The following is a 15299-nucleotide window of genomic DNA, read 5'->3' on the forward strand; positions in this document are numbered from 1 at the left end:
TTGGAGGGAATAAAAAGAGAGTGCTTGCTAAGCACTCCAGATTGTCGAGAAACCTATAAGGCTTGAACTATTGCTAATATACTACGGTGGGGTATGCCCCTCCAGCCGCTGTTGAAACCCGTGAAAGGGATCAGATTTAGTGGTATTTTCACGGGTTTCAAAGGCGGACGTAAACTCTTCCGAGGAATACCCCACCTCCATATTTAGCAAAGTTCTCGCAAAACTAGGTTTCTCGACAGACTCAGAGTGCTTGCTAAGCACTCTTTTTTTTGCATTGGATTAACGTGGAGTTGGCGCGAACGGATACGTATATTGAAGCTCCTCGTCAAAGGTGACGTAGTCCAGATTGACCATCAGCAGCAAAAAGCGCATTCCTGTCTTCGGATCGCTGATAATAATATGGTCGCGTCCAGCCGCTTCAATGCGCCCCCTGAAAATCTTGGCATTCCACTCGGAATTATTTTCATACGTCATGTAAAAGGTTCCTGTCTTGCCCAAGTTGAGACGCAAAATGTTCTCGATATAGGACTGCTCGATCGGGAGTATTCCTTGCGGAGCGCCTGGTTGAGGAGCACCGCCTCCAGGGGGTTGGCCTATGTATGCGCCGCCTGGGCCTGGAGGGTGCATCGTCTGTGAGCCTTGTTGTCCCTGACCGTACCCCTGAAAGCCTTGCGGAAACCCTTGATATCCACCGTAGCTGCGGAAAGGCTGGGGTCCCCCATTGTTGAAAGGGTTGTTTATCATCTTCACAAATTCCTCCTTAGACAAGATTAATTTGCTCCTACATTAATACCTATTATGATGGCTTGGACAATTAGACTAGTTTTGATGAAAAAACAAACAGCCGCCGTATGAACATACGACAGCTGTTTTGTGCTTGAATATCCGTTTTAAAAGTTGATGTGATCCGGATGCGGACCGAAGCGATGCTCTTTGTTTAATGCGTCTATACTTGCCATCTCGTCTTGAGTAAGCTGGAAATCAAACACATTCCCGTTTTCTTGAATGCGGTTAGCGCTGATCGATTTTGGAATCGTCACGACACCATGCTGCAAATCCCAGCGAAGCACAATTTGTGCGGGAGATTTGCCGTATTTGGCTCCGAGCTCAGCGAGTAATGGAATATCGAGATTCCCTTGCATGAGCGGGCTCCAGGCTTCCAGCTGAATCTGATGCTGCGGGCAGAAGCTGCGCAGCTCCGGCTGGGTCAGCAGCGGATGGAACTCCACCTGGTCTACCATCGGTTTTATTTCGCAATCAGCCAACAGATCCTCCAGATGGTGAACGAGGAAGTTGCTTACGCCGATAGCTCGCACCGCACCGTCCTTATACAGCTTCTCCAGGGCGCGCCAGGTATCTTTATATTTGCCCTTCACCGGCCAATGAATGAGATACAGGTCGATAACGTCCAGACCGAGCTTACGGCGGCTTTCATCGAATGCTTTCAAAGTAGAGTCATAGCCTTGGTCGGCATTCCATACTTTGGTGGTGATAAACAGTTCATCGCGGGAGATACCGCAATCCTTGATGGCTGTGCCGACGCCTTCTTCATTACCATATACGGCGGCTGTATCAATGCTCCGGTAGCCTGCCTGAATCGCGGCCTTAACAGCTTGAATGACCTCTTCTCCATTTTGGGTTTTCCATACGCCTAGCCCAAGCCAAGGCATTTTGACGCCGTTGCTAAGAACGGTGCTGTCGGAAATATGCTGAGTCATGCAGGTGCCTCCTCATTATTATGTTTTTTCTATAACTGCGCAAAACCGGCCTCAATTTGTGAGGGAGTCGGCAGACATGTTTATTTTACCATACTTTGTTACCGGGTAAAAAATCACGGGGATGGCGGCACCGCATGAAAACACAATGACAGCCTTGTACCTCCGGCTGGGGGTCAAGGCTGTCATTAGCATTGGCGAGTGATCTCCGTCGAAATCCTGATAAAGCTGCAGCAGGGAAGTTGAGGGGGATGGAACCGGGGTACAGGGCCGCGTGCGGTTGATTTTATACGGCCAGATGCTTCTTCACCTGATCTTCGCTTAAATCCGCTGAACCGCCCTCGGCTACAATAGTGCCTTTATCCAGCACATAATAGTAATCCGCAATGCTCGTAGCAAAGGTCAAGCTTTGCTCAACCAGCAAAACCGACATTTCCCTGCGGGCTTTGATCGATTCGATTACCTGTTCAATCTCCATCACGATAGACGGCTGAATACCTTCCATCGGTTCATCGAGAAGCAGCAATTCGGGCTCTCCGACAAGGGCGCGGGCGATAGACAGCTGCTGCTGCTGGCCGCCGCTTAAGTCCCCGCCTTTGCGTCGTCTCATTTCCCATAAGACAGGGAACATTTCATAGACCGATTCGGGGATGGCATGCTTTCGAGTCACGGCGGCCTCTAGACCGAGCAGCAGGTTTTCCTCTACGGTCAGCTGAGGGAAAATGTCCCGCCCTTGGGGCACATAGCCGATTCCTGCCTTGGCGCGGCGGTCCGGGGTATAATCGGTTATCGTTTTCCCGTTGTACGAGAGGCTGCCGCCTTTGGACTTGATAAGCCCCATCACCGTCTTCATCAGCGTCGTCTTGCCTACGCCGTTACGGCCCATCAGACAAACCACCTGGCCTGGCTCCACCTTCATGCTGACGCCGCGTAAAATCATACTTTCGCCGTAGGCGGCTTCCACTGCATTAAGAATCAGCATTGCGTTCACCCCGTCTTCCCAAGTAGACCTCGGCTACCTTGGCATCATTTTGAATTTCTTCCATTGTGCCTTCCCGGAGCACCGTGCCTTCATGCATAACGGTAACGGTTTTGGCATAGTTCCGAACGAATTCCATATCGTGCTCGACGACAATCACCGTTTGCCGGCTGCTGATTTTGTGGAGCAGCTCGCCGGTTTTCTCCGTTTCGCTGTCCGTCATTCCGGCGGCAGGCTCATCAAGCAGCAGCAGCTCCGGCTCCTGGATCAGGAGCATCCCGATTTCAAGCCATTGCTTTTCGCCATGGGAAAGGGAGCCGGCGACTTGCTTCGCTTTTTCGGCAAGGCCGATCATTTGCATGTAATATTTGATGCGGTCACGCTGCTCCGGAGTCGTTTTCGTAATCAGCGAGCTCAGCAGACCGCGTTTTTGGCGCATGGAAAGCAGCAAATTTTCCAGAACCGTCAAGGTGACAAAGATGGATGGAGCCTGAAATTTTCTTCCGATCCCGAGCTGTGCTATCTGATGCTCCTGGTACTTGGCCAGATCCATATGCTTGAAGGCTACTTTTCCTCTGGAGGGCTTTACTTTGCCGCACAGCACATCCAGCAGGGTCGTTTTGCCGGCACCGTTCGGACCGATGAGGAATCGCAATTCTCCAGGCTGCAGGGAGAAATCAAGACCACGGATCGCCTTGAAGCCATCGAAGTCTACCTCTAGCTGTTCGACACGGACCAGATCGGCTGCCGTTTCTTTTCTTGCTGAAGATTGTATCATGGTTTTAAGACCTCCTTAGATTTTCCGAAGTCGAAGGCTTACGGCTATCGTTTTCCAAAAGAACACTGGCCTCAGCGCACAACAAGTTCATAGTATGCGGTGCAGCGTACCGTGCAACCGGCTCGAGTCCCGCTGCAGGTTCGGTTTATTTTTGGAGCGGGTTCGCTTCGGGCTCCAGGCCTGAATATACCAGCGGCGTCGAAGCAGGGGAGGCGGAATCGGATTTCGCCTGAAACCATCCTCTCTTGGCAGCAAACTGTTTGCAGGTACCGACGATGCCTTGGGGGAGAAACAGCACGACGACAATAAACATGGCTCCCATAATAATGGGCCACCATTCGGGATAAGCTTCGCTGAAGGTGGTTTTGGCCGTGTTGGTAATCACAGCCCCAAGAATAGCCCCGAAGATGGAAGCCCGCCCGCCGATGGCGACCCACAGCACCATCTCGATGGAAGGAACGATGCCCATCTGCGCAGGAGAAATAATGCCCTCCTGAAGCACGAACAGCACGCCGGCCAAGCCCGCAAGCCCTGCAGAGAAGCAGTAAATGAACACCTTGTACGTAACCGGATTATATCCGATAAAACGAACGCGGTTTTCCGCATCCCGAATGGCTACAAGAATTTTGCCGAGCCGGGTCCCTGCCAGCCAGAGGCATAAGAGAAGAGTGCCTATGACTACGGCGACGGTAACGTAATACAAAGCAAGCTTGGTGGAATGCTCCGCTACGGATAAACCGAGAAACGTATTGAAATTGGTCAATCCGTTAGTCCCGCCGGTATATCCTTGCTGACCTACGAAAAGGGTAACGGTAATGATAACAAGTGCCTGCGACAAGATCGAGAAGAAGGTGCCCTTAATTCGGTTGCGAAAGGTCAAATAGCCCAGGATGAAGGCGACGGCCATCGGGACGAGCAAAGCGAGAAGAAAGGCGCCTGCCGCGGAATGAAACGGTGCCCAGAACCAGGGGAGTTTGTCGATACCGCTCCACGACATGAAGTCGGGAAGCCCTCCTTCGGAAGCGACGAGCTTCAGATGCATAGCCATGCAGTAGGCGCCCAGCCCGAAGTACACACCGTGGCCCAGACTCAATATGCCGGTATAGCCCCAGATCAGATCCAGCCCCATAGCCAGGATGGCGTAGGCTAGAAATTTGCCCAGCAGCGACAAGCGGAATTCGGATAAAAACATGGGCGCTGCCATCATCAGAATAAGCAGGATGACAGTGATTCCGATTTTCATTTTTGTATTGGTAATGGTCATGGTATCAACTCCTAAAAGTTTCCGTAAGGAAACTTACTTCGAAAGCGTAGACTGGTTTTGCGTAAGCAAAACTTACTTCGTAAGCACTCGTTGAGTTTCCGTATGGAAACTTACTTCGTAAAGCTCCTCAATCCAAAGCGCGGGACTTGATGGTGACCAGCCCCGAAGGCTTCCACTGCAGGAAGGCGATGATGAGTGTGAAGACGATGACCTTCCCGATAGTTGCGCTTGTGGTGTACTCGAATGCGGTGTTTAGCACCCCGATCCCGAGCGCTCCGGCGACCGTACCGATGATTTTCCCGATTCCTCCGAGAACGACGACCATGAAAGCATCCACGATGTAGTAGGTGCCAATGGTAGGTCCTATCGGCCCCACGAGCGTTAACGCACACCCGGCGATCCCTGCCATCCCGGAGCCGAACGCGAAGGCTTGAGCATCGACGCGCCGGGTCGAGATGCCAAGGCATGAGGCCATGCTGCGGTTTTGCATGACGGCTTGCATATTGCGCCCGCCACGGGTGTGGTATTGGTAGAAATAGATAATGGCGATACATACAATAACAAGGCCGATAATAAAGAGCCTCTTGTAGGGGAGCATCAGATCCGGGGTGAGGGCCAAGCCTCCTTCCAGCCATTCCGGCGCTTTGACGGCCACATTGGGGGCTCCGAAAATTTGCCGGGCTATCTGCTGCAGAACCAGGCTGACGCCCCAGGTCGCCAACAAACTATCAAGAGGTCTGCCGTACAGGAAACGGATCAAGACAGCCTCCAGCAGCCAGCCGATTCCGAATGCGACCGCGAACGCCACGCCGAGCGACAGGACAAAGTACCATCCGAACGCCGAAGCAGGCAAAAACTTTTGAAACAGCTGCTGTATTGTGTAAGCCATATAAGCGCCGATCATGATGAACTCTCCGTGTGCCATATTAATGACGTTCATTAATCCGAACGTAATTGCCAGACCGAGAGCGATCAATAACAAAATGGAGCTTAACGAAACGCCGTTAAATAATTGCAGTAGCAGTAAGCTCATTGGTCTCATCCTCCGTCATAAAACGGGGGACCGCCCGCTGGAAAGGGGGCAGCCCCGTTTTTCAAATTCCAAGTTCGATTCATACCCCGACAAAGTCTGCGACTATTTCTTGGTTACCTCTGCTCCCCAAGGGTAGGTTTTTAAGAATGGATCGGGCTTCACCGGCTGGCCGGAATTCCATACTTCCTTGATCATGCCGTCCGCTTGAATTTGGCCTATGCGCACGGTTTTGTACACGTGCTGGTTGTCTCCGTCAATTTTGACTTTGCCGCCCGGCGCGCTGAACTCAATGCCTTTGGCAGCTTCCTTGACTTTATCCACGTCTACGCTGCCGGCTTTCTTCACGGCTTCAGCCCACAGATAGACTCCGAAATAGCCTGCCTCGATCGGATCGTCCGTCACACGGTCTTTGCCGTATTTCGCTTTATAGGCTTCGACGAATTTTTTGTTCTCCGGCGTGTCCGTCGTTTGGTAGTAGTTCCATGCCGTGTAGTGACCCTCCAGAACAGACGCGCCGATACCGCGAATTTCTTCCTCCGCAATACTCACGGACAAGGTAGTCAAATCCTTGAACGTAATCCCCGCATCCTTCAGCTGTTTGAAGAAGGCTACGTTGCTGTCCCCGTTCAAAGTATTAAATACGACATCCGGCTTCTCTTTCTTGATTTTACTGATGATCGTGTTGTAGTCCGTATGTCCGAGCGGTGTATATTCTTCTGCGATCAGAGTGCCGCCTTCGGCCTTCAGCTGTTCTTTGATGATTTTATTGGCTGTTCTCGGGAAGACGTAGTCGGAACCGAGCAGGAAGAACTTTTTGCCTTTATTTTGCAGCAGCCAGGTTACAGCAGGAACGATTTGCTGGTTCGTTGTTGCCCCGGTATAGAAAATATTGGGGGAGGCCTCCAGCCCTTCATATTGCACCGGATAGAAGAAGAGCCCTTTATTTTGCTCTACGACAGGAAGCACAGCCTTGCGGCTAGCCGAGGTCCAACCGCCGAAGATGACGGCCGCTTTGTCCTTCTGCAGCAATTTCTTCGTTTTCTCTGCAAAGGTAGGCCAATCCGACGCTCCGTCCTCGATAATCGGCTTGAGCTGCTTACCCAGGACACCGCCTGCCTTATTAATTTCCTCGATGGCCATCAGCTCCGCATCTTTTACGGAAACCTCACTGATGGACATGGTGCCGGTAAGGGAATGCAGAATACCGACCGGAATGGTATCATCCTTTCCTGCATCTGAGCTGGCGGTTGTTGGGGTTGAGGATGGGGAGGCGGCCGGCTTGGTTTCGGTAGCGCATCCGGCCAGCAATGCCGAAATTGACATACAGACTGCCATAAGTACGGGAATTCCTTTTCTCTTTAATTTCATGACGATCCACTCCTTTTCAATTTTCATACCTGGTCGAAAGCCTGCCTCTAATGATTCAGTATGGTTTTCTAGATTGGGCTGGCCCATCGGGTGATTCATGATTCCAATGGCTATGTTTTGTATGTGGAAACATTTCTCACATGACATATCATAGTTCGCGTGTAACTTAAATGTCAATATACTTTACATAAAATATTTTATAATGCCTTATGTTCGTGTTTTAGTACTTAAAAACAACGAGAATATGTTGGTTATGAGTTAGTTATATGTGGATAGTCGTAAAATGTGAACTGAGTTTTGTTATAAAAACTAACATTATAGTTTACAGGATACGAAAATGCGAATATAATAAAGGCAAAGATTCCCGAATATTCGTGTTTTTATGTTATGTAATATGACACAAGATCTTGGGAGGAGTACTACCTATGCATTTAACAGAAAGAGAAAAAGAAAAATTGCTTATTACCGTAGCGGCTGACTTGGCCCGGAGGAGATTGCAGCGGGGTGTGAAGCTGAATTATCCGGAAAGCATCGCATTGATCACTTCGGAGATTATGGAAGGGGCCCGTGATGGGATGACCGTGGCTCAATTGATGCAGTATGGTACGACCTTGCTGTCCGCTGAGCAAGTTATGGAAGGTGTGCCGGAAATGATTCACGAGGTACAGGTCGAAGCGACCTTTCCCGATGGTACGAAGCTGGTGACCGTACATCACCCAATAGGGTATAAGCGGAAGGAGGCGAGAGAATGATTCCTGGCGAGTATCGTGTCCGTTCAGGGGACATGGAGCTGAATAAAGGAAAGAAAGCCGTGCGGCTTATCGTCACCAATCTGGGGGACAGACCCATTCAGGTCGGCTCTCATTATCATTTCTTCGAAGTGAATCGTGGCCTTTCCTTTGAAAGGGAGAAGGCGTTCGGCATGAGGCTTGATATTCCGGCCGGCACGGCTGTAAGGTTCGAGCCCGGGGAGGAGAAGCCGGTCCAGCTTGTGGAATTGGGGGGTGACAGGCTTTCATTCGGGCTGAACGGGTTATCTCAGGGCAAGGCTGTGAACGGTTCGATGCCTGAAGAGGTCGGTCGGAGGCTGGATGCATGGAAGGAGGGTACGCAACCGCATGGTGCTAATGAATCGTAGCGCTTACGCTCAAATGTTCGGTCCTACTGTCGGAGATTCCATAAGGTTGGCCGATACGGAGCTGTGGGCTCAAATTGAGAAGGATTATACCGTATATGGAGATGAATGCAAATTCGGCGGCGGTAAGGTGATTCGCGATGGTATGGGACAATCGAGCCGGCATACCCGGGACGAAGGCGTCCTCGATACGCTGATAACCAATGCCGTTATCATCGATCACTGGGGGATCGTAAAAGCCGATATCGGGATTAAAGACGGGATCATTACAGCTATCGGCAAGGCGGGAAATCCCGATGTCATGGACGGCGTTCATCCCGGCATGATCGTCGGAGCCGGGACGGAAGTGATAGCGGGGGAAGGGAAGATCGTAACGGCCGGCGGTATTGATACTCATATTCATTATATTTGTCCCCAGCAGATCGAAACGGCCCTGGCCTCCGGTGTGACCACCATGATAGGAGGGGGTACTGGACCTGCGGCGGGAACGAGCGCCACGACATGTACTCCGGGCAAGTGGCATATGTATCGGATGCTGGAAGCGGCTGAAGCGTTTCCGATGAACCTCGGCTTCACCGGTAAAGGCAATGCAGCCTTTACTGAACCGCTGGTTGAACAGGTAGAGGCGGGAGCCATCGGGTTAAAGCTGCACGAAGACTGGGGAACCACGCCGGCGGCTATTGACGCTTGCCTTCGGGTTGCGGACCGCTTTGACGTTCAGGTAGCCATTCATACCGATACCTTGAATGAATCCGGTTTTGTGGAAGATACGCTGGCAGCCATAGGCGGCCGTACCATTCATACGTACCACACGGAAGGCGCCGGCGGGGGCCATGCCCCGGATATCATCAAGGCAGCGGCGGAGTCCAATGTGCTGCCGTCCTCCACGAATCCGACCCGGCCGTATACGATTAATACGGTAGAGGAGCACCTGGATATGCTGATGGTGTGCCATCATCTGGACAGCCGAATTCCGGAAGATGTCGCCTTCGCAGACTCCAGGATCCGTCCGGAGACGATAGCCGCGGAAGACATTCTTCACGATATGGGCGTGTTCAGCATGCTGAGCTCGGACTCCCAGGCCATGGGCCGGGTAGGGGAGGTCATTCTCCGTACGTGGCAGACGGCGGATAAGATGAAGAAGCAGCGCGGGCATTTGCCGTCGCCGGATGAACTTCAGGCAGCGAATGCCGATGACGGCGAAGCGGGGGAGCAGGATAATTTCCGCATTAAACGCTATATTGCCAAATATACCATCAATCCGGCCATCACCCATGGGGTAGCGCATCTTGTAGGATCCGTCGAGCCTGGGAAGCTCGCCGATCTGGTCGTCTGGAGCCCCATGTTCTTCGGGGTTAAGCCCGAGCTGGTGCTCAAAGGGGGGATGATCGCTTATGCCCAAATGGGAGATCCCAATGCATCCATTCCGACTCCCCAGCCGGTATTCGGCAGGCCCATGTTCGGTTCCTACGGCAAAGCGCTGAAGCATTGCATCACCTTCGTTTCCCAGGCTGCTTTTGATAAGGGAGTACACAACGAGCTAGGGCTGCAAAAGCGGATCGAGCCGGTGAAAAACTGCCGTTCCGTTACCAAGAAGGATATGATTCATAACGGCGAAACCCCTGGAATAGAGGTGAATCCCGAAACCTATGAAGTCAAGGTGGACGGCAAGGTCATCACATGCGAGCCGGCGGATGTGCTTCCGATGGCCCAAAGGTACTTTTTATTTTAAATAATGAAGTAACTAGGATTCGGGAGGAGGAACCACGAATGGAGACGGACTCTTCTACGCCATCATGGCTCTCTTATGTGCAGCTTCTTGATTCTGCGCTCCCAATCGGCGGCTTCTCGCACTCGTTTGGATTAGAAACTTTGGTGCAGCTGGGTATGGTTCAACGGCCGGAGCAGCTTCGCGAATATATTGAAACGATGCTGAAGCATAGCTGGGCTCCTGTAGATGCTCTTGCGGTCAAAGCGGTTTATCAATATGCGCCCGTGGAGGCTTGGCCGTCGCTTTGGAAGGTCGACCGAATGCAGCATGTTCAGCGTATCGCGATTGAAACGAGGGAAGGCGTGCTCAAAATGGGGCGCCGTTTGAGTCAGCTGGCTCAAGCCGTTCATCCTGAGCTGCCCTGGGAACCGCTGCAGGAAGCGATTCGAGCCAAGCATTGCTTTGGTACGCATCCGCTGATTCACGGATGGGTCAGTTATCATTTGAAGGTACCGCTCGATATGGCGGCGGAAGGGTATTTGTATACATGCGCAACGACTTCTATTAACAGCGGGCTGAGATTGATGTCCATTGGCCAAACCGAGGGCCAGCGCCTGCTTGGGCAGCTGCTTCCTGTGATCTCGCGCTCTTGGCGGGAAGTCAGCCATTTGGATGCGCTCGATGACGGTTATTCCAATACCCCGTCAGCCGATATTGCCATGATGCGCCACGAATCTCTCTACTCACGATTGTTTATGTCGTAGCCGCTAGCTTTCAATAATACAGATTCAACATTTAAAAGGAGGAATTGTCTATGTGTCAAGGAGGAACGCATCATCATCACCACCAATGGGAAACACCGCAACGTGACCGTCAGGAGCGCCCGATGCGAATCGGTATCGGAGGTCCTGTTGGTTCGGGCAAAACGGCTTTGGTAGAGCGATTGGCCCGCAAGCTGAACGGCAGATACAGCATAGCCGTCATTACTAACGATATTTATACCAAGGAAGATGCTAATATCCTGATTCGGTCGGAAGCTTTGCCTGCGGAACGGATTATAGGGGTGGAAACCGGAGGATGCCCGCATACCGCGATACGCGAGGATGCATCGATGAATTTCGAAGCGATTGAGGAGCTGGAAGCCCGATTCTCCCATTTGGACATCATTTTCATTGAAAGCGGCGGGGATAATCTGGCGGCAGCCTTCAGTCCGGAGCTGGTGGATCGCTTCATCTATATTATCGATGTGGCGCAGGGAGAGAAGATCCCCCGCAAAGGGGGGCCCGGCATCATCCGTTCCGACATGCTCGTCATTAACAAGATCGATTTGGCTCCTTATGTCGGGGCGAGCTTGGCTGTAATGGAAGAGGATACGCTGAGAATGCGCGGCGACCGGCCGTTCGTATTCTCCAATTTGTTCGGCGGCCAAGGTCTGGACGAGATCGTGCATTGGATTGAGAAGGAATATCGTCATGCCTAGAGTAACTGGCCGTGTGTCTGCATCCTTCACCGAAGTGAATGGTGTCACGCGGCTCGGAGACCGGTATCATTCATATCCGCTGAAGATCGCAAAGGCCTTTCCGTTTGACGAAGGACAGCTCGGGGTTTACCTCATGGACGCGTCGCCGGGCATTATGTCCGGTGACGCTTACGAGCTGGATTGGCGCTTTGGCCAGAACACCAAAGTATATGTAACGAACCAATCCTATACCAAGGTACATCCCAGGTTTCGCGATGCGGAGGGGCAGGGTTTGCACGAGCCGAGCCGGCAAACCCAGAAGCTTCATCTGATGGAGGGCAGCTTTGTCGAGTATATGCCGGAGCCGCTGATGCTGTATAAAGACGCTTGCTTTAACAGCTTGACCGAGGTTCGGATGGAAAAGTCTTCGACGCTGATTGCCTCCGAGATGGTTTGCCCCGGCCGGACACGCCGGGGAGAGCTGTTCGAATATGAACAGTATAAGAACGAATTCCACGTATATTACGACGATGAATGGATTTTTTGCGGAAGGCAGAGAATACAACCGAGCGTACAGTCATTGAAGGGCATCGGCAGCTGGGGGAATTACACGCATTACGGAACCCTGTATGTGTTCAGCGAGGAGGCGGATGCCTCTTTCGCGGAGGCTCTGCGGGAATATTTGGACCAAATAACGGGATTAGCTGCGCCCGCGCCCGGCATTTCTTCTTTATTTTATGGGGTAAGCCGTTCCTGCCGGTTGGGCGTATTGGTCTCCGTGCTGGGGTTTAAAGGGTATGAGGTTCAGGAATTTCTGGAAAAGGCCTGGAGGTTTTCACGAAGTCGTATATTTTCAGCCGAGCCTTTAGTTATACGCAAATAATAGTAGGAGATACTAAGAACAATAGGTAGGAATATCGACAATCTGGAGTCACTAATGTGACTCTTTTTTGACATTCAGAGGCTTCCTGCTAAGTATCTGAATCCGCTTCGAAGCCTGGACCAAGCTTTGTGGAGGTTTACAACGCCCGGATAAAGGCTGTTTTTTCAACGGCGGATGATTTCCTGCACAGGAATTAATAAGGAGCTTAAAGTTTATATATCGACAATATTTTGAACTCGGGGTCTGCTTTGTTGTCAAACCGGTTCCGTGTTGATATTATTAAATAGACAAATCGGAGGACATTGGGTTCCTCCTTCATCTTTGTTTGAACATATAAGTTTTCTTCCGGGAAAACTTTAAGGGGGTAATAAATGTGGAAGAGCAATTAAGGCTAGACCTTCCTGCGGAGGGAATAGCAGCTGCGTCGGAAACAAAACTGGAAACCACTCAACATGATCCCGTTACTTGGAGAGATTTCGTTCAGCTAGCCAAACCGGGAATTATTTTTTCTAATTCCATTACGGCATTCGGCGGGTTCTGGGTTGCATCCGGATGGAATGTCAATTGGCTGCAATTGTTGTATACCATGATCGGAACCGCTTTGGTTATGGCTTCCGGTTGTGTGCTTAATAACTACTTGGACCGTGACATGGATGTTAAAATGGCTCGTACGCAGAAGCGTGCCCTTGCAACCGGCAAGTTATCTCCTCAAGTGGTACTGGCTTACGGCATCATCTTGGGAGTTATCGGCCTGGCAGGATTATTCTTTCTCGTCAATCCAATGTCTGCCTTGCTCGGCATGATCGGATTGTTCGTCTACGTATGGATTTACACCGCATGGTTCAAGCGCACCTCGGTTTGGAGCACCTTTGTCGGCAGCTTTTCCGGTGCAATGCCTCCGGTCATCGGCTACTGTGCCGTTCATCCGACCCTTGATGCCGGGGCGTTGATCTTGTTCGGTATTTTGTTCTTGTGGCAGCCGCCGCACTTCTGGGCACTCGGTATTCGTCGTATGGAGGAGTACCGTGCAGCGGGATTTCCGCTTCTGCCGGTTGTTAGAGGCACTTATGTGACCAAAATCAGTATGATGCGCTATATCGTGCTGCTGGTTCCGGTATCTCTGCTGCTTTACGTTTACGGCTACGTCAATGTGTTCTTTTTCATCGCAGCAGCGGTTATGGGCTTGTATTGGGCATTCCTCTCCATGAAAGGATTTAAAGCGGAGGATGAAGTGCTATGGGCGAAAAAAACGTTCATTTACTCCATCAATTATTTGACGCTGATGTTCATTATCATGGTCATTACAACAGTGAAGCAAGGATAATGTACCACCGGGAGTTTAGGTGATAGGCAAGTACTAATCCCATGGCAGCATGGGATATTTTTTTTGAGAAAAGAGGGAGTCCGAAGGTGAACGCCAAAGCCCAAAGCAATGCATTCAAAATTATCGTCATGGTTATACTTCTCGCCATGATCGGAACGTTCAGCTATATGCTGCTAAAAGGAAAGGAAGAAAAAATGGGCGTCATCAAAAAAGCGCCTGATTTCAAGCTCGAAAACATCGACGGCAAACAGGTCGGATTGACGGATCTTGAAGGCAAGTCGAAGCTTGTTTATTTCTTCTTCTCTACCTGCCCGGACGTGTGTCCTCCTACTACGTACTCGCTGTCCAAGGTACAAGATGAGCTCATCAAGAAAGGCGTCTTTGGGGATAAAACCGCCATCGTATCCATCTCATTCGATCCGACCAAGGACACGATCGCTCAGCTGAAGGAATTTTCGGGACGGTATCATGCCGATCCGAAGGGCTGGTATTTCCTGCGCGGAGATGAAGCGGCCACGATGGATCTGGCTAACAAGTTCGGCGTGATGGTTGTGAAGGATCAGCAGGGCAATTTTACTCATAATAATGTCATTCTTCTCGTAGACAAAAAAGGGGATCTAAGAACGTATTACAACGGCAACGACGCAGATCTTAATATCGACCGAATTGTTCAGGATATGATCACATTGAGCAAAGAGTAGAATGGCAGCAGGGAGTCAAGGCATGACATACTTTACACATATCTTAATGAACAACGTAATCCCGCTATCGGTCATGATCGCATTGGGAGCTATTTTATACCGGGCGTTCAAGCTGGACATCAAGACATTATCCAAGCTTAATTTTTATTTATTTTCTCCAGCACTTGTCTTTAAAATGTTATACGAATCGACGCTGACGTTTGGGCTTCTGGTCCAAACGCTTGCTTTTTTTGCTTTGTTTTTCATTGCCATGTTCATTCTGGTTGAAATCGTTATCCGTATGAGGGGCTATCAGGGCGGGATGGTACCGGCGATGCGTAACAGCGTTATTTTTTATAACAGCGCCAATTATGCTATTCCTCTTAACCAGCTGGTCTTTGTCGGAGATGCGTTCACGCTCTCGATCCAAATCATCATTATGATGATGCAAAATTTGCTGCCGAATACCTATGGTATCTACAGCGTCAATGCTCATAAAAAGGATACAAGACAGACGCTGAAGACCATCTTTTCTCTGCCGGTCATTTATATGATACCGATCGCCTTCATCATGCGCTGGCTTCATATTCCTGTGCCGGAACCGGTTTATGCGCCGATCAATTATGTATCCAACGCCTTCATAGCAACAGCGCTGATAACTCTTGGCGTTCAATTGGGCAGCATGAAATGGAAGCTCAAGCTGTCCGATGTGATGCTGTCTAACGTGCTCCGGCTCTTGGTTGGGCCTGCGGTCGGCTTTGCCATCGTCTGCTTGATGGGTATCCATGGGATTATGGCACAGGCATTGGTTCTATCCTGCTCTGTACCGACTTCCTTAAGCAGCGTGCTGATTGCCGTAGAGTATGATAATGAACCGGAATTTTCCTCTCAAGTCGTCTTTTCTTCTACTATCTTCAGTATTTTTACAGTGACTATGGTCATTTATCTGATGAAGTTCATTGCATAGGTA

The 15299-nt window shown here is 50.7% G+C and carries 16 protein-coding genes; 9 read left to right on the forward strand and 7 right to left on the reverse strand.

Annotation, left to right across the window (positions count from 1 at the left end; translation table 11 throughout):
• Window positions 1–279: 279 nt before the first annotated feature.
• The 7 genes from gerQ to urtA form a co-directional block, all read right to left on the reverse strand.
• Window positions 280–744 (reverse strand): spore coat protein GerQ, encoded by a 465-nt coding sequence (gene gerQ, locus GGC63_RS19240; protein WP_192703677.1) that lies wholly within the window; start codon window positions 742–744, stop codon window positions 280–282.
• Window positions 745–890: 146 nt separating this feature from the next.
• Window positions 891–1718, reverse strand: coding sequence for an aldo/keto reductase (locus tag GGC63_RS19245; protein ID WP_192703678.1), 828 nt, complete (start codon window positions 1716–1718; stop codon window positions 891–893).
• A 283-nt stretch (window positions 1719–2001) separates the two neighbouring features.
• The gene (gene urtE / locus GGC63_RS19250; RefSeq protein WP_192703679.1) at window positions 2002–2697 is read right to left on the reverse strand and encodes an urea ABC transporter ATP-binding subunit UrtE; all 696 of its coding nucleotides are present in this window, start codon (window positions 2695–2697) and stop codon (window positions 2002–2004) included.
• Complete coding sequence (urtD, locus tag GGC63_RS19255; protein ID WP_192703680.1) at window positions 2684–3472, reverse strand: urea ABC transporter ATP-binding protein UrtD; 789 nt, start codon at window positions 3470–3472, stop codon at window positions 2684–2686. The genes urtE and urtD overlap by 14 nt, the downstream gene beginning before the upstream one ends.
• Before the next feature lie 145 nt (window positions 3473–3617).
• Entirely contained in the window at window positions 3618–4736 is a 1119-nt protein-coding gene (gene urtC, locus GGC63_RS19260) for an urea ABC transporter permease subunit UrtC (protein WP_079909640.1), read from the reverse strand.
• 127 nt (window positions 4737–4863) lie between these two features.
• Entirely contained in the window at window positions 4864–5769 is a 906-nt protein-coding gene (urtB, locus tag GGC63_RS19265) for an urea ABC transporter permease subunit UrtB (RefSeq protein WP_192703681.1), read from the reverse strand.
• A gap of 102 nt (window positions 5770–5871) precedes the next feature.
• A complete protein-coding gene (urtA, locus tag GGC63_RS19270; protein WP_192703682.1) occupies window positions 5872–7137 on the reverse strand; it encodes an urea ABC transporter substrate-binding protein in 1266 nt (421 codons plus the stop codon).
• Between the two features lie 425 nt (window positions 7138–7562).
• Between urtA and GGC63_RS19275 the strand changes: the two genes are divergently transcribed.
• The 9 genes from GGC63_RS19275 to GGC63_RS19315 all read left to right on the forward strand — a co-directional run bounded on the left by GGC63_RS19275 (window position 7563) and on the right by GGC63_RS19315 (window position 15296).
• A complete protein-coding gene (locus GGC63_RS19275; RefSeq protein ID WP_192703683.1) occupies window positions 7563–7889 on the forward strand; it encodes an urease subunit gamma in 327 nt (108 codons plus the stop codon).
• Window positions 7886–8275 carry an urease subunit beta gene (locus tag GGC63_RS19280; protein WP_192703684.1) on the forward strand — a complete coding sequence of 130 codons (390 nt, stop codon included), beginning with the start codon at window positions 7886–7888 and terminating at the stop codon, window positions 8273–8275. Before GGC63_RS19275 ends, GGC63_RS19280 begins: the two co-directional genes overlap by 4 nt.
• The gene (ureC, locus tag GGC63_RS19285) at window positions 8256–10004 is read left to right on the forward strand and encodes an urease subunit alpha (RefSeq protein ID WP_192703685.1); all 1749 of its coding nucleotides are present in this window, start codon (window positions 8256–8258) and stop codon (window positions 10002–10004) included. The genes GGC63_RS19280 and ureC overlap by 20 nt, the downstream gene beginning before the upstream one ends.
• 38 nt (window positions 10005–10042) lie before the next feature.
• Complete coding sequence (locus GGC63_RS19290; RefSeq protein WP_192703686.1) at window positions 10043–10747, forward strand: urease accessory protein UreF; 705 nt, start codon at window positions 10043–10045, stop codon at window positions 10745–10747.
• A 50-nt stretch (window positions 10748–10797) separates the two neighbouring features.
• A complete protein-coding gene (ureG, locus tag GGC63_RS19295; RefSeq protein WP_192703687.1) occupies window positions 10798–11463 on the forward strand; it encodes an urease accessory protein UreG in 666 nt (221 codons plus the stop codon).
• Entirely contained in the window at window positions 11456–12325 is an 870-nt protein-coding gene (locus GGC63_RS19300; RefSeq protein WP_192703688.1) for an urease accessory protein UreD, read from the forward strand. The genes ureG and GGC63_RS19300 overlap by 8 nt, the downstream gene beginning before the upstream one ends.
• Before the next feature lie 373 nt (window positions 12326–12698).
• On the forward strand, window positions 12699–13649 hold the full coding sequence (cyoE, locus tag GGC63_RS19305; RefSeq protein ID WP_079909650.1) for a heme o synthase: 951 nt from the start codon (window positions 12699–12701) through the stop codon (window positions 13647–13649).
• A gap of 86 nt (window positions 13650–13735) precedes the next feature.
• A complete protein-coding gene (locus GGC63_RS19310) occupies window positions 13736–14350 on the forward strand; it encodes an SCO family protein (RefSeq protein ID WP_256865279.1) in 615 nt (204 codons plus the stop codon).
• Window positions 14351–14372: 22 nt separating this feature from the next.
• The gene (locus GGC63_RS19315) at window positions 14373–15296 is read left to right on the forward strand and encodes an AEC family transporter (protein WP_192703689.1); all 924 of its coding nucleotides are present in this window, start codon (window positions 14373–14375) and stop codon (window positions 15294–15296) included.
• Window positions 15297–15299: the final 3 nt, after the last annotated feature.

This window comes from Paenibacillus sp. OAS669, from assembly GCF_014873645.1.
Classification (GTDB): Bacteria; Bacillota; Bacilli; order Paenibacillales; family NBRC-103111; genus Paenibacillus_S; species Paenibacillus_S vulneris.

What these genes read in the sequence shown, in the direction of transcription:
- gerQ (WP_192703677.1), bottom strand. Translation starts at nt 744, where the DNA reads ATGATAAACAACCCTTTCAACAATGGGGGACCCCAGCCTTTCCGCAGC.
- GGC63_RS19245 (WP_192703678.1), bottom strand. Translation starts at nt 1,718, where the DNA reads ATGACTCAGCATATTTCCGACAGCACCGTTCTTAGCAACGGCGTCAAA.
- urtE (WP_192703679.1), bottom strand. Translation starts at nt 2,697, where the DNA reads ATGCTGATTCTTAATGCAGTGGAAGCCGCCTACGGCGAAAGTATGATT.
- urtD (WP_192703680.1), bottom strand. Translation starts at nt 3,472, where the DNA reads ATGATACAATCTTCAGCAAGAAAAGAAACGGCAGCCGATCTGGTCCGT.
- urtC (WP_079909640.1), bottom strand. Translation starts at nt 4,736, where the DNA reads ATGACCATTACCAATACAAAAATGAAAATCGGAATCACTGTCATCCTG.
- urtB (WP_192703681.1), bottom strand. Translation starts at nt 5,769, where the DNA reads ATGAGCTTACTGCTACTGCAATTATTTAACGGCGTTTCGTTAAGCTCC.
- urtA (WP_192703682.1), bottom strand. Translation starts at nt 7,137, where the DNA reads ATGAAATTAAAGAGAAAAGGAATTCCCGTACTTATGGCAGTCTGTATG.
- GGC63_RS19275 (WP_192703683.1), top strand. Translation starts at nt 7,563, where the DNA reads ATGCATTTAACAGAAAGAGAAAAAGAAAAATTGCTTATTACCGTAGCG.
- GGC63_RS19280 (WP_192703684.1), top strand. Translation starts at nt 7,886, where the DNA reads ATGATTCCTGGCGAGTATCGTGTCCGTTCAGGGGACATGGAGCTGAAT.
- ureC (WP_192703685.1), top strand. Translation starts at nt 8,256, where the DNA reads ATGGTGCTAATGAATCGTAGCGCTTACGCTCAAATGTTCGGTCCTACT.
- GGC63_RS19290 (WP_192703686.1), top strand. Translation starts at nt 10,043, where the DNA reads ATGGAGACGGACTCTTCTACGCCATCATGGCTCTCTTATGTGCAGCTT.
- ureG (WP_192703687.1), top strand. Translation starts at nt 10,798, where the DNA reads ATGTGTCAAGGAGGAACGCATCATCATCACCACCAATGGGAAACACCG.
- GGC63_RS19300 (WP_192703688.1), top strand. Translation starts at nt 11,456, where the DNA reads ATGCCTAGAGTAACTGGCCGTGTGTCTGCATCCTTCACCGAAGTGAAT.
- GGC63_RS19315 (WP_192703689.1), top strand. Translation starts at nt 14,373, where the DNA reads ATGACATACTTTACACATATCTTAATGAACAACGTAATCCCGCTATCG.